The sequence below is a fragment of the Streptomyces sp. NPDC001732 genome, from assembly GCF_053596315.1.
In genome coordinates this window covers 123,104-141,577 of sequence record NZ_JBSFFY010000013.1, presented here as the reverse complement: position 1 = coordinate 141,577, position 18,474 = coordinate 123,104, and the positions used below count along the sequence as shown (strand labels likewise).

The following is an 18,474-nucleotide window of genomic DNA, read 5'->3' as shown; positions in this document are numbered from 1 at the left end:
CCGGCTCCGAAGGCGGCCCACCAGGAGCCCCCCGCGCCGATGGCCGCCCACCGCGAACCCCCGGCCCCGAAGGCGGCCCGCCGGAAGAACCCCGCCCCGACGACACCGACCCGGGAGCCACCGGATGAACGCACTCGTCCCCCTGCCGGTGCTGCTGCCGCTCTGTGCGACCGGCCTCAGCCTCGCCTTCGGCACCCGGCTCAAACAGGTCCAGCGCCTCGTCAGCGTCGCCGTGCTCAGCGCCGTGCTCGGACTCTCCGTCACCCTGATGATCGTCGCCGATATCCGCGGCCCGCTCACCGTCCACCTCGGCGACTTCGCGCCGCCGCTCGGCATCACCCTGGTCGCCGACCGGCTGTCCGGGCTGATGCTGACGGTGTCCTCCGCCGTCACGCTCTGCGTGCTGGTCTACTCCCTGGGCCAGGGCATGGCCGACCGGGACGAGGAGACACCCGTAGCGGTCTTCCACCCCGCGTACCTGATCCTGGTCGCCGGGGTCTCCTGCACCTTCCTCGCCGGTGACCTGGTCAACCTCTACGTCGGCTTCGAGATCATGCTGGTCGCCAGTTTCGTCCTGCTCACCCTCGGCGGCACCGGCCCCCGGGTCCGGGCCGGCTCCACCTACGTGATCATCTCGCTGTTCTCGTCGATGCTGTTCCTCACCGCCATCGCCATGACGTACGCGGCGGCCGGCACCGCCAACTTCGCGCAACTGGCCGAACGGCTCGGCGGACTGCCGCTCGGAGTGCAGACCCTGATCCAGGCGATGCTGCTCACCGTCTTCGCCATCAAGGCCGCCGTCTTCCCGCTCGCCGCCTGGCTCCCCGACTCCTACCCGACCGCGCCCGCCCCGGTCACCGCGGTCTTCGCCGGCCTGCTCACCAAGGTCGGCGTCTACTGCATGCTCCGCACGGAGACGCTGCTCTTCCCCGGCAACCGGCTCGGCGACCTGCTGATGGCCGCCGCGCTCGCCTCGATGGTCGTCGGCGTCCTCGGAGCCGTGGCCCAGACCGACCTGAAACGACTGCTCTCCTTCACCCTCATCAGCCACATCGGTTACATGGTCTTCGGTATCGGCCTCGCCACCCGGGACGCGTACGGCGGCGCGATCGTCTACGTCGCCCACCACATCACCGTCCAGACCACCCTCTTCCTGGTGGCGGGGCTGATCGAACGCCGGAGCGGCACCACCGAACTCACCCGGACCGGCGGCCTCGCCAAGGCGGCACCCCTGCTCGCCACGCTGTTCTTCGTCCCCGCCATGAACCTGGCCGGCATCCCGCCGCTGTCCGGCTTCATCGGCAAACTCGGGCTGATGCGGGCCGGTGTCGTCGACGGCGGAGTCTGGGCGTGGATCCTCGTCGTCGGCTCGGCGGTGACCGGCCTGCTCACCCTGTACGTGATGGCCAAGGTCTGGAACCTGGCGTTCTGGCGGGCCGCGCCCCCCGGACAGGCCGCGTACGGCACCGTCCTGGAGTCCGACTCCGACGAGGACGACACCGACACCGACGAGGGCCCCGACCACGTCCCCGGTACCGGCGACGAACCGGTGCGCCCCCGCCACCAGCCCGCCGGACGGGCGGTCGCGGCCACCCTGCACGGCCACGCCGTCACCACCACGACGAAACTGCCGCGGCCGATGACCGGAGCGACCGCCGCGGCCGTCGCACTCGGCCTCGCCTTCACCGTGTTCGCCGGACCGCTGACCTCCTACACCGACCGCGCCGCCGCCGAACTCATCGCGCGGGCGCCCTACACCCGGGCGGTGCTCGACCGGTGAAACGCCTGATCAAGCTGTCCTTCCGGAACAAGGACCTGCCGCCGCTCAGCTGCGAGTTCGCCGGGCGCCGCCGCCGCGTGCTCGACCTCCCGCTGATCGCCTGGCTCACCCTCATCTGGGTGCTCCTCTGGTCCAGCCCCAACGGGGCCAACCTGCTGACCGGCGCGGTCGTCGCGGTGGCCGTCTGCCTGGCCTTCCCACTGCCCCAAGTCGACCTCGGACTCCGCCTGCACCCCTGGGGCATCCTGATGCTCGCCGGTTATCTGCTCTACGACATGTACACCTCGGGCGTACGCGTCACCCGGCAGATCTTCGTCGGCCATCCGCACCGGGCCGCCGTCATCGCCGTACCGCTGCGCTGCCGCTCCGACCTGATGCTCGCGGCCACCGCCGTCGCCGTGTCGAACGTCCCCGGCGGATCGGTCGTCGAGGTGCGCCGCGCCACGGCCACCGTCTTCCTGCACGTCCTGGACGCGGACCGGCCCGCCGTGCTCGACGCGGCGCGGCGCTCGGTGTGGCGCCTGGAGGAGCTGACGGTACGGGCCTTCGGCACCGCCGACGAGATCGCACGCGTCGCCGGACCACCGCCACCGCTCGCATCCGACAGGGGGACCGGGGCATGAGCGCGCCGGAGACCGTCGAACGGGCGCTGCTCACCGCGGCCGTCGTACTGATCGTCGTCGCCGGGGCCGGACTGCTCGCCCGGATCTGGCGGGGCCCGTCCATGCTGGACCGGGCGATCTCGCTGGACGTGTGCGCCGCCCTCATCATCGCGGGCCTGGCCGCCAAGTCGGCCTTCGCGCGCGACTCGTTCTACTTCCCGATCATGCTGGTGCTGGCCTTCCTCGGGTTCACGGGATCGGTCGGCATCGCCCGCTTCATCGCCGTCCGCGACCGACCGCCGCGCCGCCCCCCGGACGACGACGGTGAGGGGGAACCCCGATGAACACCTGGATTCAGGTCCTCGACATGGCCGGCGCCGTACTGGTCTTCGTCGGAGCGGCGATCTGCCTGCTCGGCGTGATCGGCATGCTCCGCCTCCCCGACGTCCTCTCCCGCAGCCACGCCGCCACCAAACCCCAGACCCTCGGCATGCTCCTGGCCCTCGCCGGGGTCGCCCTGCGACTGCGCAGCGGCATGGAGCTCGCGACCCTCGGCCTGATCGGCTTCTTCCAGCTGATGACCGGACCCGTGGCCGCCCACCTGGTGGCCCGGTCCGCCTACCGGACCGGGCAGATCGACCACGGCGAGCTGCTCTTCGACGAACTGGACGAGCAACTGACCGCGGAGGAGTGACCCGGACCGGAACACGGTGGCCGTCCCCGGCCGTCCCCGGGCCTCCACGCGAACACCACCGCACGGGCTCCCCCACCCGGAGGGCCCCCGCGACTAGCCTCCGCACCATGCTGCGCATCACCGACCCCCGTACCGGTCACCTCGTGGACGTCCCCACCGCACCGCGCCGCCTGCTGCGCAGCTGTGTCCACCTACCGGCCCTCGGCACCGGCACGAACGACGACACCGGCACCGGGCTCGGCCCGTCGCACCTGCGCGTGCTCCTGGTCGGCGACGTCCTGGCACGCACCGCGGAACTGAACGGTCTCCAGGTCGTCACGGTCCTCACCACCCAGGAACTGACGACCGACCGGGCCGGCGCACTGGACCGGGTCATGGCGGTGCTCGGCATCCACCCCCCGACCGCCGTCGCGCTCGGCGGCCCCGCCGACGTACACGTACTCGCCCCGGACGACAACGGCGACCACTGCGACGCCACGACCGGCACCCGGATCGAGGTGGGACGGGTCGACACGGCCCCGCCGCCGGACAACACCCCCGCCCTCCCGAATCTCTCGGCCGCCCCGGCCGACCCCGCCCAGGACGCGGCCGACCCCCTGGCCGTACGCCTCCTGCTGCTCGACCACCCCCACACCGCCCCGCTCACGATCACCGGCACCGCACTCGCCGGGGCCCGCCAGACCCTGCGCCAATGGCGCGCCCAGGTGGCCGACTGGGCACGCCACCCCTCCAAGCCGATCCCCACCGACCTGCTGCGCCAGTCGTACGCGGCACTCACCGAGAACCTCGACGTCGCCACCGTCCTCGCCCTGCTCGCCGACACCGCCGCCCGCCCCGACGTCCCCCCGGGCGCCAAGTTCGAGACCTTCGCCCACCTCGACCGCGTCCTTGGCCTCGACCTGGCCCGCGAGATCGGCCACTGAACCGCGCCCCGCGCCCAACACGGCCCGGGACGCTCAGCCGGAGATCCCCGCACCGATCCCCACACGACACGAAGGAAGGGAAAGTGCATGGGCATCGCCTTCCGGGATTCCGATGACTTCGACGGCCACCCCACGTGCTGCCAGGGCCTTCGCGGTCTGGGCGATGGTGATCTGGGAGAAGCCGAAGATGGCATCCGGGGTCAGACGCTCGCGGTGCTTGAGCAGCATGGCAAGGATGATCCGCCTGGGTGTGAAGTCGTCGGGAAGCACACGGCCGCCCCCGCTGATCCGGGCGACCTTCGCAACGAATTCCGCACGGACTTGAGCGGACTCCTGGAGCAGTTCCACGGCCACCCTGGCCTGGTTGAACAGATGGCTCAGCGGACCGGAACCGCCTGCGCGCTTGACGAGAACCAGGGTGCCGTCGGGCATGAGCAGGTCGCAGATCTCGACCTGGTCCCTGGGCCGGAGGGGATTGGTGACGTTCTTGGTGTCGAGACAGAACCAGCCCGGCCGCCCGTCGGCCACCCTGTTGTTGTACGTGTTCTCGGACTCACCATTGAGCCAGGCAGGCAGCGAGACGGAGGGAACGGGAGAGAACAGGGCCGCCACCGTGGCCCGGCTCTCCGCCACATAGGCGGCCCCTCCCTCGTACCACTCGCCCTCCAGGAGGAAGAACCGCCTGGAGCCCAGGGAGGAGCCGGTCTCCAGCCAGGTCAGTGCACTGGTCACGGCAAGTGTGTCGACGGCCCCTGCCCGACGGTCCCTGGCCAGGGTCACCGTCCCCTCGCGCAGCACCTTGAGGCGTCGGCCGGGCGGTGCGAGCCGGGCCCGCATGAGTACGTAGCCGAGGTCGAAGTCGTCGGAATGAGAGGCGTCGGTGCTGTTGATCCGCGTCATGTACACGGTGGCCTCCGCGTGCGCCCCATGGTGATCGGAGGGGACGACGGAGGAGATCCGTCCGTCGGCGGGCCGGCCGAGACAGTCGTCCAGCTCCCGATCGAGGGCGCCGAGGACCGTGGGATCGGTGACCGGAACGATGTGGTCGACGAACTCCAGCTCCTGGTGCGGGATGTCCTCACGGCAGATCCTGGCGATGGTCCGTAAGTCGGAGAGCAGAGCCTCGGGTTCGATCCCCAGGGCGATCCTCAATCCGCATCCGCCCTGGGCACTGACCGCCTTTCCACGCGTGTACCGCGAGCGGGTGAGCGGCAGGTCGTCGAGGTATCCGCCCAGGCTGCGAACGACACGCGAGTGGTCGCGGATGCCGAGCACAGGGACCGTGGCGCCCCTCGGAACCAGGGAGATGTCGGTGCGCGCCTGTCCGAGGGACCTCGACACCGCCCCGCGGATCATCTTCGGATCCATCTGCCGGATGGCGAAGGAGAGACCGAAGCGCTTGTCCTTGAGGTGATCGGGGACCAGTCGGTACCCCTGGTCGCAGCCGATGGCGTACACCGTGCCGTCGACGGCGAGCAGCAGGACGGCGGCGGTGCGGCGGACGCTCTCGGCAACGGTGATGCCGGTGGTGCGTGCCATGGGTTCGCACCACGGGGCCTCGGCATGTTCCATTCCACAGGTGATGTACACAGCCGGAACCCCAAGCGCGTCGGGGAAGTGCAGACCGGCACCGAGCCTGTCCAGAAGTTCCGGGTCGAGGGCGTCCAGCATGCCCTCCGGGGTGGGTGCGACGCCGGTCAGCCGGTAGACGGTGCGTACCGCAGTGTTCGATGCCAAGGCGAGCCTCCGTGGAGCAGTGGGCAAAAAGGTCTGAAGGTGGGCGGAACACCTCGGTGTTCTTCGCCCTGGTGGCTGTGCAGGGACTACGGGGCGAAGACGGGTGCCGCAGGTCTGGGCGGCCCCGCGTCGTGGGGCGCGACGGGACGAGGCGGCTGTGGCGAGGTCGCGCGGCAGTCGCACCCGCCCAGGGCGGACCAGGTACACGGAAGATGTTGACACTTGCTTGTGTACGTTGTCAACAGACTTAACTCTGGAGTGGTGATGATGCCCCGTGTACGCTGGGCGTATGACGGATAATGCAGCTTCACCGGTCGGCCCCCTGGTCACCGGCGCCGAGATTGCTCGGCTGGCCGGTGTCACACGGGCTGCTGTCTCCAACTGGCGTCGGCGCTACGCCGACTTCCCGGCTCCGGCGGGAGGCGCCGCGAACAGTCCGCTCTTCGCGCTCGTCGAGGTCCAGGAATGGCTGGACAGGCAGCGCAAAGGCCAGGAGATGTCACCCGAGGTCGAGTTGTGGCAGGCTCTGCGGGCCGCGTACGGGGAACAGATGGTCGCGGGTCTGGCGGAGGTGGCCGCGGCGCTGGCCGGAAAGCCTGCACCGGGGCTGTCGGACGACGTCGCCCCTCAGGTACGGAAGCTCGCTCGAACAGCGGCGCCCGCCGACCTGGTGAACGGGCTGACCGAACGGTTCGTGGACTCCGCTCGGCGCGCGGGATCGGAGCAGGTGACTCCCGAGCGCGTGGTGCGTGCCGTCCGCCATTTCGCTCCCGAACTTCCTTCCGGCGCCACGGTCTTCGACCCCGCCTGCGGAATCGGGGTGCTGCTCTTGTCCGTCGCCTCCCGGCCGGGCACGCGTTGCCGCGGTCAGGAGGTGGACGCCGACAGCGCCCGCTTCGCGCAACTCCGCGCCGATCTTCTGGGCCGGTCGGAAGTCCGCATCGTGGCAGGGGACTCCCTGCGTGCGGACAAATGGGCGGATCTCAAGGCGGACCTCGTCGTCTGCGACCCGCCGGCTGGTGTGACCGAGTGGGGGCGGGAGGAGTTGTTGCTCGACTCGCGCTGGGAGCTCGGTACCCCGTCCAAGGCCGAGGGCGAGCTTGCCTGGCTCCAGCACGCGTATGCGCATGCCGCGCCGGGCGGCCAGGTTCTCATGGTCATGCCGGCCTCGGTCGCCTACCGCAAGGCGGGCCGCCGCATCCGGGCGGAACTCGTACGCCGGGGCATTCTGTGCCAAGTGATCGCTCTGCCGCCCGGGACGGCGACCTCTCACGCCCTGCCCGTTCACCTGTGGTGTCTGCGGCGTCCCGAGCGCACGGCGAGTGCGGACACGAACCGCACCGTGCGCATGATCGACCTGACCGGCAATGGCCCCGACGGCGGTCTGGACCCACGCCCCGACCAGGTCGCCGACGTGCCGCTGATCGAACTCCTCGACGACACCGTCGACCTCACCCCGGGCAGGCACCTCCGTTCCCAGCACCGCGACTACCCCGGGGAGTACACGGCCCTGCGGCGGGAACTGGAGGATCTGATCCGTCGACTCGCCGCCCTCCTGCCCGAGTTGGCGGTCGGGGGTGGGCCGGGCTCGCTGGACGGTGCGACCACCAGTGTCGCGGATCTCGCCGGCGCCGGGCTCGTCGCGTACGAGGGATCGGAGCCGGTCTCGGCCAGCGAGCAACTCGACACGGACTACCTTCGGGGTTTCCTGCGGAGCTCCGTCAACACCCGCCGGTCCACGAGCGCCAGTGGGACGTACCGCCTCGACATCCGGGGGGCACGTATCCCTCGTATGGGCATCGACGAGCAGCGCCGCTACGGCTCCGCCTTCCGGGCCGTCTCCGAGTTCGAGGAAGGCATGCGCAAGGTCGACGAGCTGAGCAGGCAGCTCGCCGAAGTCGCCCGTGACGGCCTCGCCACGGGCGCCCTGACGCCGGAGAAGTGAAGCACGGTGCGGGGGCATCCCTCGGGGGTGCCCCCGCACCGGTCAGTGTCCGTGCCGGTCAGGCCGGCCGTGGCAGGAACGGGCTCGGGGTCCCGCTCCATGTCACGCTCAGCGACTCGCGTGCACGTGTGCAGGCGACGAAGAGCAGACAGCGTTCCCGGAGCAGGTCGGCATCGTGCTGGAGAGGGTCTGCCTCACGTGGGGTGACGGCGCGGGCGAACGGTACGGTGCCCTCGTTGACGGCGAGGACGGACACCGCCCGGAACTCCAGCCCCTTCATCGCGTGCATGGTCGCCAGCCGTACGCCCTGCGCTCCCGGGGCGGACTGCCCCTTGACCCGGAGCACCGGAACACCGGAGGCCTTGAGCTTGTCCTCGGCCGCGTCCAGGGCGAGATTGAAGCGCGCGCACACGCCGATCTCGTGTGGCGCGAGGCCGTCGGCGAGCAGCGACCGGACGCGCTCCACCAGGGCATCGGTCTCCTCCTGCCGGGTTCCGTACCCCTGTACCTGGGGGCGGCGTCCATGGAGCAGGGAGCGGTAGCCGGTCAACGAGTCCGTCCCCTCGCCCTCCAGCGCGTCGACGGTGACGGGCGCGAGGAGCCGCGCCGACCAGGTGAGAATCTCCTCGGTGGACCGGTAGTTGACGCGCAACCGGAAGCTGCGGCCGGCCGTGGCGATGCCCAGGGAACCGAGCGACACCCGGGAGTCGTAGATCCGTTGGTGCGGGTCACCGGTGATGAACAGGTCATCGGGACCGGGAGCCACGGCGGCGCGTAGTACCCGCCACTGCGCGGGGTGCAGGTCCTGCGCCTCGTCGACGACGACATGGGCGTAGGGGGTTGGATCACCGGCCAGGAAGTCCGCCGCGCGGATGCAGACCCGCAGATGTGTGGTCTCGCCGCGCTCGCGCAGGAACTGCTCGAACCGTTCGACGCCGCTCCACACCTCTCGGCGGCGCGCGGGCCCCATGCCGGTGCCGCGGCCCCGGCGGCTCGCACCGAGGTAGGAGTCGAGATCGCGGAGATCCTGACCGAGTACGACGTGCCGGTACTCCTGGGCGAGGAACTGGGCGGTGAACGGCAGGTCGAGCTGCTTGACGGTCTTCTCCCACAACTGCCGCTGTTCCCTGTCCCCGATCGGATGCGGCGCCGCCCCGGACTTCGCGCGCACGACCCCGTTGGCGTAGGCGTCGACCGTCGTCACATCGACCCGGGCCAGCAGCTCCTCGTCCTCGTCGAGGAGAAGACCGAGCATCTCGCGCAGTCCGGCGGCGAGCGCGTTCGTGTACGTGGTCAGGAGGATCCGGCCGTCCTCGCTGCGTCCCAGCAGATGCTTGACCCGGTGCAGGGCGGCGACCGTCTTGCCCGTTCCCGGCCCGCCCGTGACCTGGACCGGACCCCCGTACGAGGTGCGGTAGGCGGCGCGCCGCTGGGAGGGGTGGAGAAAGACCCGCCAGGCTTCGAACGGCTTCTGCAACACCTCCTCCAGCTCCTGCGGCCCGGTGACCATGCGGATGCGCGCCGAGGTGTTGGCGATCACCGTGGCCAGGTCCTCGACCGGCTCGGCGGGCGCGTCGGCGGGCCGGCGGACGGCGACGACGTCCCGGTAGACCTCCTCCGGGCCGAAGCCCTCGGCGAGGTACTGGAGCACCTCCAGCTGGTCCTCCGGCAGCAGCGTGGAGAACGCCTCCAGCTGGGCCTTGTCGACCAGGGAACGCGCGGCGCGCAGGACCTGGTCGTCGAGGCCGAGTTCGCGCAGGGTGCCGTCGGAGACCTGCGCGAACAGCAGCTTGGGCGCGCCCGCCGCAGCCGTCTCGTACAGCGGGGTCAGCTCGTCCAGGGCGACGGCGTCGCGCACCTCCAGGGCCCTGGTCGCCGTGTTCGCGCTGTACAGCCGCTTCGCCGCCCACGTATAGGCGTCGTCGTGCGGCAGGACGTTGACCAGCAGGAACACATCGCTGCCGTCGTCGGGCGCGAGAACGACACCCCGCCAGAAGTCGGTGATGCGGATGGTCCGCATCCGCGGGTCACGGGCGTTGTTCACCGACTCCAGATGCAGGCCCTTGTCCGCGTTGAGTTCGGCGACGGTCAGGGCGTGGAACTTGCCCATGGCCTTGCGTACGCCGGCTCGCACCGGCTTCTCCAGCATGTCGTAGCCGTCCCAGAAGCTCTGGGCGAAGGCGAGCCGAGGCATGACGTCACTTCCTTACCGAGTGATGGTGGCCGACGAACGAGGGCGCGGTGCCGCCGAGGCCAGCTTTCCGGCGAGCTCCCGGATCGTCGACAGGAGCTGTTCAGGCGTACGGGAGAGGTCGAGGCTGTGCTGGTACAGGCGCACTCCTCGCCGGTCCTGTCCGGCAGCCGTGCCGCGCACCTCGTGGAAGCGCTCCGGCTGTCGTCCGGCCGCGTACACGAGGTGGGCCTCGCGCAGGCCGAGCACGGTGGCGTACGCGAGGGCCTGGTACAGGTCGGCGTTGAGGAGCCCGTCGGCCTTCTCGACCTTGTACTTGGCGTCGACCACGGCGACCGGAGTACGACCGTCCCCGGTGCGGACGACGAGGTCGGGGCGCATCCTCACCAGCCCCGCGAGGTCGAGGTGGTGGGGGTCCTGGAGCCGCGCGGTCAGGTCGTGCTCGCGAAGAGCCTCGCGCAGCGCGACCGTGACGAAGTCCTCGAACAGCTTGTTCATGTCGAGCAGGAAGCCGTTCACGGCGAGTGGTTCGGCCCCGGCCGGCCGGTGCTCGGGCGAGGTGCCGCGCAGCACGGCCTCGGCGAGCCGCAGTGCCGGCTGATAGCGGGAGTTGAGACGCGACGGCTGCCAGAGCGGTAGCTCCTGCCCCCGCACCAGCGGCTGGACGTCGGCGAGGCGCAGACGCTGATGGGCGAGGCGCCGACGGACCGGGCCGGGGATTCCCGGCAGCCGCAGCAGCTGCTCGACGGCGGCGCGCAGTATGCGGTTCTCGGCGGTGTCGGTCGTGAACGCGTCGTACGCGATCTCCACGGGCGGTGTCCGGCCGAAGTGCCGCCGGATCTGCTCGGCCTCGCGTATCCGCCCGCGCACGACCAGCGCCGTCTCCTCCACTTCGCGGTAGCCCTGGAGCACCCCTTGCCGCAGAGCCGCGTCGACCTGCCGCTCCACGGCGTGCGCGAGCGCGGGTACGACGTCGTCGTGGGCACCGGTGTCGACGGTGCCCTCCCGGCTGTCGCGCCAGGCCCGTGCCGGGTCGAGACCGAAGCCGAGGAGGAAGAACAGCCGGCTCACAGGGGTCTTGGGCATGATCCGCAGGACCGGGCCGCCGGGAGTGCGCACGGCGCCGACCCGGCTGCCCGCCCGCAGCAGCCAGTGCCCCTCCCTGCGGGGGTCCGGGGTGGCGCTCTGCAGGATTCCGGCGGCGGCAAGGGCCCGCCCGGCCTCGGCGGTCAGTGGGACGGAGAGTGCGGGCCCGTACTCGCGCAGCGTCACATCCGGCACGGACGCGGCTGCGGACGCGGTCACGGGCGCTGCTCGCGCAGCGAGTCGAGTCCGTAGCGGGCGGCGACGTCGAGCCCCTCGCCGTAGTGGTGCTCCTCCAGCAGCGGGAGGACCTTCGTGCGCCAGGTGCGGTCGAGACCGCCCTCGCGGTACACGCCCGGCTTCATCAAGTAGGAGGGCCCGATGGCGAAGTCCGGGTCGTCGATGCGGGCGTTGAGGGCGTCGAGAAGACGAGCGGGTTCCCCGTCCCTGCCCTCGTTCTCCAGCCACCGCGCGAGCAGCCCGGCGGTCGGCTCGGTACGGGGGGACAGCTCCACGAATGCGAAACGGCGCCGCATCGCCGCGTCCACCAGTGCGATCGACCGGTCGGCGGTGTTCATGGTGCCGATCACGAACAGGTTGGGAGGCAGCGCGAAATCGTCTCCGGAGTAGGTGAGACGGAGGGACCGTTTCCGGTACTCCAGCAGGAAGTACAGCTCACCGAAGACCTTCGCGAGATTGGCCCGGTTGATCTCGTCGATGATCAGGAAGTGCGGGACGTGCCGATTGCCCTCGCGGGAGGCGAGATCGGCGAGTTCCCGCAGCGGCCCCGCCGTCAGCCGGAAGGCGACCTCCCGTGTCTCGTCGTCCTCCACGGGCCGGAACCCCTCGAAGAAGTCCTCGTAGGCGTACGACGGGTGGAACTGCACGATCTTGACCTGCTCGGGACCGCCGCCGAAGTGCTCGGCCAGCTTCATCGCCAGATAGGTCTTGCCCGTGCCGGGCGGGCCGTAGAAGACCAACTGACGCTCGTCGACGAGCAGTTCACGCACGTCATCGAGCCATTCCTTCTTGTGGACGAGGAGGTCGGCGGCGAGGGCGTCGGTCACGTCCGGAAGGACCAGCTCCCGGGGCACGGGCCGCTCGGTGACGGGTCGCAGGGCGGGGTCGGCGGACGCGGCCGGCTCGGTGGGGCCGACGAGCCCGTCCAGCGCCTCCAGGACACCGGTCAGGTCGATGACGTCATGCTGCGCGGACAGCTTCTGCTGCACTTCCTCCGGCAGTTCCTCGTACGGGTGGCTGTCGGGCTCCCAGGCGACCGTCCGCCGCAGATTGGACAGGCCGCCCGGGGAACCGGTCTGCACGGCCTCCCCGGTGATCCGTCCGAGATGAAGCCGGCCGTCGCCTATGGTGACCACCGTGTCGCCGACGCGCATCTGCGTCAGGAATCCGTGCAACTCGTCGACGAGACCGCGCTTCTGGTTGTACGAGGCCGCCCCCTCGTACCCGTCCTCGACGAAGCGACGAAGTGTGCTCTTGGTCGGATCGGTCTCCTCCAGGGGCGGCAGATGCGCACCGGCGAGCGAGACGAACCCCTCCTTCAGCCACAGCTGCCGCACCAGGTTGTGCCCCGAGACGTTGTTGCCGCGCACGAGCCACGCCTTGCGCGGAGCGCGCCAGGCGGTGGACAGGTAGTCGGCGAGCGGGTGGCCCTCGGCGGTCCGCCAGGACTCCGGCCCGGAGGCGTGGTAGCCGTATACCAGCGCGGTCGCGGCGGAGGAGGAGTTGCACGGGATGTCCCGGGTGGCCACCCAGCGCGGCAGCGTCCCGGACCGGTCGGGGTCCGCCGGGACGTCGACCAGCGCGCCGCTCGCCCGCAACTCCGTACGGATGCGGCGTCCGTGGTCGTGGAGACTGGGCGATGTCTCCGCCACCACGAACGATCCCTCGTGCAGGAGGAACTTGTTCGTGCCGTTCCCGCCGAACTCGGTGAGCAGATGCCCGTGCGCCTCTCCACCGTCCTTGGGGAGCTTGATCCGGAAGTCGGGCGTGCCGGGGAGACGGTCGGGCTGTGACATGGGTGACCTTCCGGGCGAGGTGAGGCCTGCGCGAATTTCGCACAGCCTACCTGTTGACACTGTCAATCGATTGTTGCGGTGCTGCGCGTGACCGGATGGGGGCGGTTTCCGGACGGAGTCCTGCCGCTGAGTTCATCCACGGCTCACGGAGGTCAGTTCGACCCGAACGGTCTTGCCGCTGGGCGGATGGGGGACCGTCTCCCAGCGGTCGGAGAGCGCGGCAACGAGTGTGAGGCCGCGACCGCCGGTGTGGAGCGCGCCGGACGCGGCGCCCTCATGCGGGAACTCGTCGGGAAAGCGGGGCAGTCGCTCCCCGCGTGCGTCGGTGACGTCGACGCGGAGGCGGCCGGGCGAGGCGTCGAACGTGAGCGTCAGCCGAAAGCTCCGGCCGGGCACGAAGCCGTGGAGGACGGCGTTGGCGGCAAGCTCCGCGACGACGAGCTCGGCACGCTCCGTGAGGTCCTGCGGGACGCCCCAGGACCGCAGTTGGGTCACGCCGAGAAGCCGGGCGAGCCGGGCGCCGCGCCGCGTGGACGACAGCAGCTGGGTGAAGACGTGCTGCGAAACGTCCAGTTGGGGAAGGGGTTGGTTCATGGCGTCATCGTGGCGGCCGGATATGGCCGGATGCGAGCGCCGCACCCCGTACGCGGAGTCAGCGTACGGGCACATTCGGTAGGTGGTACGCGAGGTCGGCTGTCACGCTGGGTGGGGAACGTGACGGTGGCGAGGAGCTGCCGCGGGTGCGGGTGCGAAGAGAGGAGCGGCGGATGGATATTGTCGAAGGGGAGGCGGCCGGGAACGCCGAAGCCCGGACGGCTCAGGCGGGGGAAGGGGAGCGGGAACCCCATCCGTCGGACAGTCTGCGCACGTTCGGCGCGGTCGTCCAGGCCCTGCGCGAACACGCGGGACTCAGCCGGGCCGAGCTCGCCGACCTCGTCCAGTACTCCAAACACACCGTGGAGTCCGTCGAGCTGGGCCGCCGCATGCCGGACGAGGAGTTCGTCGAGCGCGCGGAGGGGGCGCTCGGCAACACGGGTGCCCTGCGGAAAGCGGCCGGCCACCTCAGCCGCGGCGAGGTCGGCCTCGCGGCGTGGTTCCGGCGCTGGGCCCGGCTGGAGCGGAAGGCGGTGAGCCTGTGCACGTACGAGTGCCGGCTGGTGCCGGGGCTGTTGCAGTCGGAGGCGTATGCGCGGGCGGTGTTCGACAACAGCATCCCGCTGCTGACCGACGAGAAGACCGAGGATCAGCTCAGCGCACGGATGGAGCGGCAACGGATGATGCGAGAGCGGCCGACCGTGCCATTCAGCTTTATCGTGGAGGAGCATGTGTTCCGGCGCAGGCTGGGTGGGGCGGAGGTGCACGCGAGCATGCTGGATCATGTCCTTGAGCTCACCGCCCCGCGCAACGTGACGCTTCAGGTGGTGCCGATGGATCTGGAGTTCCACGGCTGCCTGGACGGGCCGGTTCAGCTGTTGGAGACTCCGGACGGCAAGCGGCTCGGATACTCCGAGGGGCAGCAGAACGGGCGGCTCATCTCCAGCCCGAAAGAGGTGAGTCTGCTCTGCCGCCGCTGTGAAACACTGCGCTCGCAGGCCCTGAACCCCAAGGAATCCCGGGACCTGCTGGAGCGACTGCGAGGAGAGCTATGAGCAGCGGTACGACGGAACTCGCCTGGTTCAAGTCCAGCTACAGCGGCACCCAGGGCGACAGCTGCGTGGAAATCGCAGTCGCCGAAGAGGCTGTTCACGTACGGGACTCCAAGGACCTGGCACGCCCGGCCTTCGCCGTGGGGCGCGCGGAGTGGGCGCCCTTCGTGAGGTTCGTGTCGGGGAGCTGACCGAACGAGTGGGGTGCCGCCGGTGGAACGACCGGCGGCACACCCTCCCTTGCTCAGGTCAGCGTGTTGCGCAGGTGCGGGCCGAGGTAGCCCACGTAGACCTTTCCGGACCGGGGGCCGTCTTCATAGAAGTGGAGGCGCGGAGCGACGGTGTTGCCTCCGCCAATCTTCATGTGGGCCTGCATGAAGACCCGGCCGTCCGCGTTGACTGTCTCCGGGACAGGGAGGATCCGCTCGTTGCGCAGCTTGCCGTTCCTGGCGACGGTGTCGGACTCCCGCATGGCCACCTTGGCCGCCGGGAAGGGGAAGGCGCCGGAGGCCTCGGACTTGCACCAACTCAGGAAGTCACCAGAGGCTTTGCCGCCGGCCGAGGCCTCGGCGAAATGGTTGAGCGCCAGGAGGCCGTCCCAGGCCACGTTCAGCCAGTTGTCCACCGACTGGCTGTCGAGCCCTCGGGTGATCTTGCGGTTGCCCGTGAACGCGATGAAGGGAAGCTCTTTCAGCCGGTCGAGCAGGTCGGCGAAGGTTTCCGGGTAGGTGATGGAGGGGGCTTCGCCCGAATCGTAGGCCGCAGCGAACTCTCCTGCGGCTTCCAGCCGTTCACGCAGGAAGCGTATGAGACGTTGGGATTCCTGGAACTTGTCGTACAGTTCCTCGTTCTCGCCCCTCAGTTCGTTGCTTTCTCGTTCCTCCTTGGCGAGTTCCGCGTAAAGATCGTTGATCTCGTTGGCGCGCCTCGCCTCCTCCTGTTCCGCCTCGTCCAGCAGCGAGGTCAGGGCAGCGTTGTCGTTACGGAGCTGGGCGATGTCCGCGCCGTCCGAGCTCGGCCGAAGCCGTGCCCGCTGTCGCGGAACACTCAGCAGGGCGGCGGGCAGCACGTGGCGCGCGGCGAGCCGTTGCGGGAGCGTGGCGAGTATCGAGGCAGCGCGACGCGTACCGGCTTCGATGGTCCGGCGGGACATCACAGGATGCCGCTGTGCGTCCGGCTTCCATGCCGGATCGAGCCCTGGTACGTACGTGCGGACGCCACCGCCGAACACCGGGTGGTACTCCAGTTCTGTGTTGAACTTGGCCTGCGCATCCGGTGCGAGGATGTACAGCACAGCCAGCCCGTGCAGATTGCGGAAGAGCGGCTCCACGACCGAACGCGACCACTCGTCGGGGTTCTTCCCGTACGGCACGGTGGCGATGACGACGGGCATCCGACGGTTTGCGTCGCACAGTTCTTCGAGCAGGTCGTCCACATCGTCGGCCTCGATGAAGGCCGGTGCAGTGGTGACGTCGGCCTGGCCGTCGCGAGCCTCCAGCGCATCGAGGAGAGAACGGGCGATGCCCGGAGTGTTGGCAGGGGTGGGGAATTCGCCCGCGTTGGCCGGCTGGTGTTCGATGTCGACCTGCACCCAGGTGCGGCCTTCGTCTTCGGGGAGCCCGGAGCGCACGATGAGCGTCGACTGCCAGGTGCCCGAGGTGGCGGAGGGCTTCTCGCGCATGCGCCACCGGCTGTACGCGCCGTTCCTGCCGGATTCGGAGTCACGATCGAGGGTGGCGTGGGCGGCGATCTCGGTCCGCCCCTCGTCCAGCCCGGAAGGGTCGTATTTCTTGTCGCGAAGCCATCCGATCAGCTGCCGCTCCGCGACGGCACATGTGTCTACGTAGTCCGAGTCGGTCGAAACGACCATGCGGTAGCCGCGTGGTTCCATGGGTGGTCCCCTCTCAAGGGCGTGAGACGTGAGGTGCGTGTCATGAAGGTCGTGCCGAATGCCGTGACGAGGGGCCCCTCATGCCTCGTCGGCAGGGGCGTAACCGAGGGCCGCGCGGTTGATGAAGCGGTCGCCGAGGTTGCGAACAGGCGCGGGCTTCGGCTTCCGGGCGGCGCTTTTCACCGGGGACTTCTTCGGGGCGGACTTCTCGCCACCCGCACGCCTGGCCGGTGTCGACTTCGCTTGCTTGACGTTCTTCGCAGTCGGCGTGTTGCGTGCCGCATACTTCTTGCGGAGCGCTGAGAGCTGCTCGCGCTCCTGGGGGGCCACGTTGGCGGGAAGGATGTTGACGAGGACCCGGGCCCGGCTGAGCGCGTAACGCGCCTGGTGCCGGCGCTTGCTGTTGATCGCCATGCGCGCCACCCCGATGGTCTGCTGCAACGCCTTGATCTTCGCGGGCTGCCGCCGGGGTGTGGGGGACTCGGCCCCGCTGCGCCGCCGCTGCCCGGCGGTACGGGTGCCTCAGTCCGTACCCGAGGTCAGGACGATGGCCGGACGGGGGTTGCTGCTCTGGCTTCGACGTACCACTTGGGGCTGGTTCCTTTGGTATCACGTCGAGGTGTTTCGTAGCGCCTTGACTGCGCTGGGGCTGTAATCGCGGAAGTGCAGGAGGGGGTAATAACGTTGTCGAACTCATGACCCCAGGGATTCTTTGGGTTCTTCCTTGTTCTGGGCCATTATTCTGCCTCCGACAAAAACGACACCGAGGGCGAGTGCGGAGCCGACACCGACGATGGCCTTCTTGAGCATTCCGTCCAGGAACTTCTTGTTCTCACTGTCCTTCTGGCAGGCAAGTCTTCCAGTTTCCTGGATGAGCTCAAGGAGGAATTTTCTCTCTTCCCGGCTCAGATCGTCCTTGCTGAGTTCGCGTTCGAATATTTCCCTGTTCTTCTGGAGGGCCTGGAAGACCTGATCCATGCTGTGCTTGTTGGCTGAGAGTGTGGCCTCGTGCGACTTGTGTATGGTGTCCAGGGCCTCTTTGGCGAACTCTTTGAACGCGGGGAACTGATCGACGACCTTCAGAGCTACTTCGGTATCCATGTCGGGCATCATGGCAGCGAATCTGATCATCTTGTCCTTGGAGAGATGTCTCCAGGTATCGATCCCAAGTTCCCGCATGAGCTGAGCTTCGTTCTTATATTTCATACTGCTCCTTCGCCTGCCTCTCCGTCTCGCGCTATCGGAAAGTACCCTCATCGCCTGTGGCAGGTCGCCGGCTTGACCGGTGACCTGCCACAAGAATTGCCGGTTCAATTGGCGAGCGCAGTGCGTTCCACGTGGGCGATCTTCAAAGTGGCGATGTCAGAGAGCTCGTTGTCGCCTTCGAGTGTCGAGTACGTGCTGAATTCACCCTCGTCGGACTTTGTCTTGCCCGGGGCCAGATGGCTGACCAGGACGTAGTCCTGACCGATAAAGTTTCCGTCCTCGTCGAAGGCGTTCACGACTGCGGAGTAGCTGGCGATCCCGTCGCCCTCGTTCTTGACTCTGTACTTGAACTTGTACGTGGTCCCTGAGTCGCAGTCGTTGTAGCTGAGACTGTCGTGGTCGTCGCAGTCCTCGCTGACCTCCCCCTCGGTCAGCTTGCCGCCCGATATCTCGACATGGTCCAACGGTCCGGCCGAGTCGTTGACGTCGTTGCTTCCCCACCAGAAGCCGGCAGCGCCGGTGAGCAGGGCAGTGCATACGGCGATGGCAATGAACGGCCACTTTCTGGGGTCCCCCGGGGAGGAGGGCCCCGCAGTGGCGGACGGCAGCGTGGGGGGAGCGGTGGGCATCGGGGGCTGGGTGGCGGGACTTTCGGGGGCCTGGGCGGCGGATCCGTCGGGCCCGGAGGACGCGCTGTCGGTCACGTTGAAATCCTCTTGTGTCATGGTGAGTTACGCACG

17 protein-coding genes are annotated in these 18,474 nt (G+C 69.2%); 8 read left to right on the top strand and 9 right to left on the bottom strand.

Annotated features, from left to right (window positions below; translation table 11 throughout):
- Positions 1-124: 124 nt before the first annotated feature.
- The 5 genes from ACWCXX_RS16275 (at position 125) to ACWCXX_RS16255 (ending at position 3,999) form a co-directional block, all read left to right on the top strand.
- Entirely contained in the window at positions 125-1,780 is a 1,656-nt protein-coding gene (locus ACWCXX_RS16275; RefSeq protein ID WP_451127609.1) for a Na+/H+ antiporter subunit D, read from the top strand.
- A complete protein-coding gene (locus ACWCXX_RS16270) occupies positions 1,777-2,403 on the top strand; it encodes a Na+/H+ antiporter subunit E (protein ID WP_451127607.1) in 627 nt (208 codons plus the stop codon). Before ACWCXX_RS16275 ends, ACWCXX_RS16270 begins: the two co-directional genes overlap by 4 nt.
- The gene (locus ACWCXX_RS16265; RefSeq protein WP_451127605.1) at positions 2,400-2,726 is read left to right on the top strand and encodes a monovalent cation/H+ antiporter complex subunit F; all 327 of its coding nucleotides are present in this window, start codon (positions 2,400-2,402) and stop codon (positions 2,724-2,726) included. The genes ACWCXX_RS16270 and ACWCXX_RS16265 overlap by 4 nt, the downstream gene beginning before the upstream one ends.
- Positions 2,723-3,076: a monovalent cation/H(+) antiporter subunit G gene (gene mnhG, locus ACWCXX_RS16260; RefSeq protein WP_451127603.1), complete on the top strand. Its 354-nt coding sequence runs from the start codon at positions 2,723-2,725 to the stop codon at positions 3,074-3,076. Before ACWCXX_RS16265 ends, mnhG begins: the two co-directional genes overlap by 4 nt.
- 107 nt (positions 3,077-3,183) lie before the next feature.
- The gene (locus ACWCXX_RS16255; RefSeq protein ID WP_451127601.1) at positions 3,184-3,999 is read left to right on the top strand and encodes a hypothetical protein; all 816 of its coding nucleotides are present in this window, start codon (positions 3,184-3,186) and stop codon (positions 3,997-3,999) included.
- A 33-nt stretch (positions 4,000-4,032) separates the two neighbouring features.
- On the opposite strand, the gene ACWCXX_RS16250 is transcribed toward ACWCXX_RS16255, so the two are convergent.
- On the bottom strand, positions 4,033-5,736 hold the full coding sequence (locus ACWCXX_RS16250) for a TIGR04141 family sporadically distributed protein (RefSeq protein WP_451127599.1): 1,704 nt from the start codon (positions 5,734-5,736) through the stop codon (positions 4,033-4,035).
- A gap of 289 nt (positions 5,737-6,025) precedes the next feature.
- Here ACWCXX_RS16250 and ACWCXX_RS16245 point away from each other — a divergent pair, with 289 nt between their 5' ends.
- Positions 6,026-7,681, top strand: coding sequence for an HsdM family class I SAM-dependent methyltransferase (locus tag ACWCXX_RS16245; protein ID WP_451127597.1), 1,656 nt, complete (start codon positions 6,026-6,028; stop codon positions 7,679-7,681).
- Between the two features lie 58 nt (positions 7,682-7,739).
- On the opposite strand, the gene ACWCXX_RS16240 is transcribed toward ACWCXX_RS16245, so the two are convergent.
- The 4 genes from ACWCXX_RS16240 to ACWCXX_RS16225 form a co-directional block, all read right to left on the bottom strand.
- Positions 7,740-9,875: a UvrD-helicase domain-containing protein gene (locus ACWCXX_RS16240; RefSeq protein ID WP_451127595.1), complete on the bottom strand. Its 2,136-nt coding sequence runs from the start codon at positions 9,873-9,875 to the stop codon at positions 7,740-7,742.
- Between the two features lie 12 nt (positions 9,876-9,887).
- Entirely contained in the window at positions 9,888-11,177 is a 1,290-nt protein-coding gene (locus ACWCXX_RS16235) for an McrC family protein (RefSeq protein ID WP_451127593.1), read from the bottom strand.
- Positions 11,174-12,991 (bottom strand): AAA family ATPase, encoded by a 1,818-nt coding sequence (locus ACWCXX_RS16230; RefSeq protein ID WP_451127591.1) that lies wholly within the window; start codon positions 12,989-12,991, stop codon positions 11,174-11,176. Before ACWCXX_RS16230 ends, ACWCXX_RS16235 begins: the two co-directional genes overlap by 4 nt.
- 132 nt (positions 12,992-13,123) lie before the next feature.
- Entirely contained in the window at positions 13,124-13,585 is a 462-nt protein-coding gene (locus tag ACWCXX_RS16225) for an ATP-binding protein (protein WP_451127589.1), read from the bottom strand.
- Between the two features lie 173 nt (positions 13,586-13,758).
- Here ACWCXX_RS16225 and ACWCXX_RS16220 point away from each other — a divergent pair, with 173 nt between their 5' ends.
- Together ACWCXX_RS16220 and ACWCXX_RS16215 are read left to right on the top strand one after the other, a co-directional pair.
- The gene (locus ACWCXX_RS16220) at positions 13,759-14,640 is read left to right on the top strand and encodes a helix-turn-helix domain-containing protein (RefSeq protein WP_451127587.1); all 882 of its coding nucleotides are present in this window, start codon (positions 13,759-13,761) and stop codon (positions 14,638-14,640) included.
- Entirely contained in the window at positions 14,637-14,828 is a 192-nt protein-coding gene (locus tag ACWCXX_RS16215) for a DUF397 domain-containing protein (protein WP_451127586.1), read from the top strand. The genes ACWCXX_RS16220 and ACWCXX_RS16215 overlap by 4 nt, the downstream gene beginning before the upstream one ends.
- A 53-nt stretch (positions 14,829-14,881) precedes the next feature.
- Here ACWCXX_RS16215 and ACWCXX_RS16210 read toward each other — a convergent pair whose 3' ends face one another.
- The 4 genes from ACWCXX_RS16210 to ACWCXX_RS16195 form a co-directional block, all read right to left on the bottom strand.
- The gene (locus tag ACWCXX_RS16210; RefSeq protein WP_451127584.1) at positions 14,882-16,528 is read right to left on the bottom strand and encodes a hypothetical protein; all 1,647 of its coding nucleotides are present in this window, start codon (positions 16,526-16,528) and stop codon (positions 14,882-14,884) included.
- Positions 16,529-16,606: 78 nt separating this feature from the next.
- Positions 16,607-16,969 (bottom strand): hypothetical protein, encoded by a 363-nt coding sequence (locus ACWCXX_RS16205; protein ID WP_451127582.1) that lies wholly within the window; start codon positions 16,967-16,969, stop codon positions 16,607-16,609.
- A 252-nt stretch (positions 16,970-17,221) separates the two neighbouring features.
- Positions 17,222-17,734: a hypothetical protein gene (locus ACWCXX_RS16200; protein ID WP_451127580.1), complete on the bottom strand. Its 513-nt coding sequence runs from the start codon at positions 17,732-17,734 to the stop codon at positions 17,222-17,224.
- Between the two features lie 104 nt (positions 17,735-17,838).
- On the bottom strand, positions 17,839-18,438 hold the full coding sequence (locus tag ACWCXX_RS16195; RefSeq protein ID WP_451127578.1) for a hypothetical protein: 600 nt from the start codon (positions 18,436-18,438) through the stop codon (positions 17,839-17,841).
- Between the last annotated feature and the right edge of the window lie 36 nt (positions 18,439-18,474).

Coding starts and splice junctions, on each gene's coding strand:
- ACWCXX_RS16215 (WP_451127586.1), top strand. CDS start 14,637: ATGAGCAGCGGTACGACGGAACTCGCCTGGTTCAAGTCCAGCTACAGC.
- ACWCXX_RS16245 (WP_451127597.1), top strand. CDS start 6,026: ATGACGGATAATGCAGCTTCACCGGTCGGCCCCCTGGTCACCGGCGCC.
- mnhG (WP_451127603.1), top strand. CDS start 2,723: ATGAACACCTGGATTCAGGTCCTCGACATGGCCGGCGCCGTACTGGTC.
- ACWCXX_RS16220 (WP_451127587.1), top strand. CDS start 13,759: ATGGATATTGTCGAAGGGGAGGCGGCCGGGAACGCCGAAGCCCGGACG.
- ACWCXX_RS16265 (WP_451127605.1), top strand. CDS start 2,400: ATGAGCGCGCCGGAGACCGTCGAACGGGCGCTGCTCACCGCGGCCGTC.
- ACWCXX_RS16225 (WP_451127589.1), bottom strand. CDS start 13,585: ATGAACCAACCCCTTCCCCAACTGGACGTTTCGCAGCACGTCTTCACC.
- ACWCXX_RS16230 (WP_451127591.1), bottom strand. CDS start 12,991: ATGTCACAGCCCGACCGTCTCCCCGGCACGCCCGACTTCCGGATCAAG.
- ACWCXX_RS16210 (WP_451127584.1), bottom strand. CDS start 16,528: ATGGAACCACGCGGCTACCGCATGGTCGTTTCGACCGACTCGGACTAC.
- ACWCXX_RS16200 (WP_451127580.1), bottom strand. CDS start 17,734: ATGAAATATAAGAACGAAGCTCAGCTCATGCGGGAACTTGGGATCGAT.
- ACWCXX_RS16240 (WP_451127595.1), bottom strand. CDS start 9,875: ATGCCTCGGCTCGCCTTCGCCCAGAGCTTCTGGGACGGCTACGACATG.
- ACWCXX_RS16275 (WP_451127609.1), top strand. CDS start 125: ATGAACGCACTCGTCCCCCTGCCGGTGCTGCTGCCGCTCTGTGCGACC.
- ACWCXX_RS16255 (WP_451127601.1), top strand. CDS start 3,184: ATGCTGCGCATCACCGACCCCCGTACCGGTCACCTCGTGGACGTCCCC.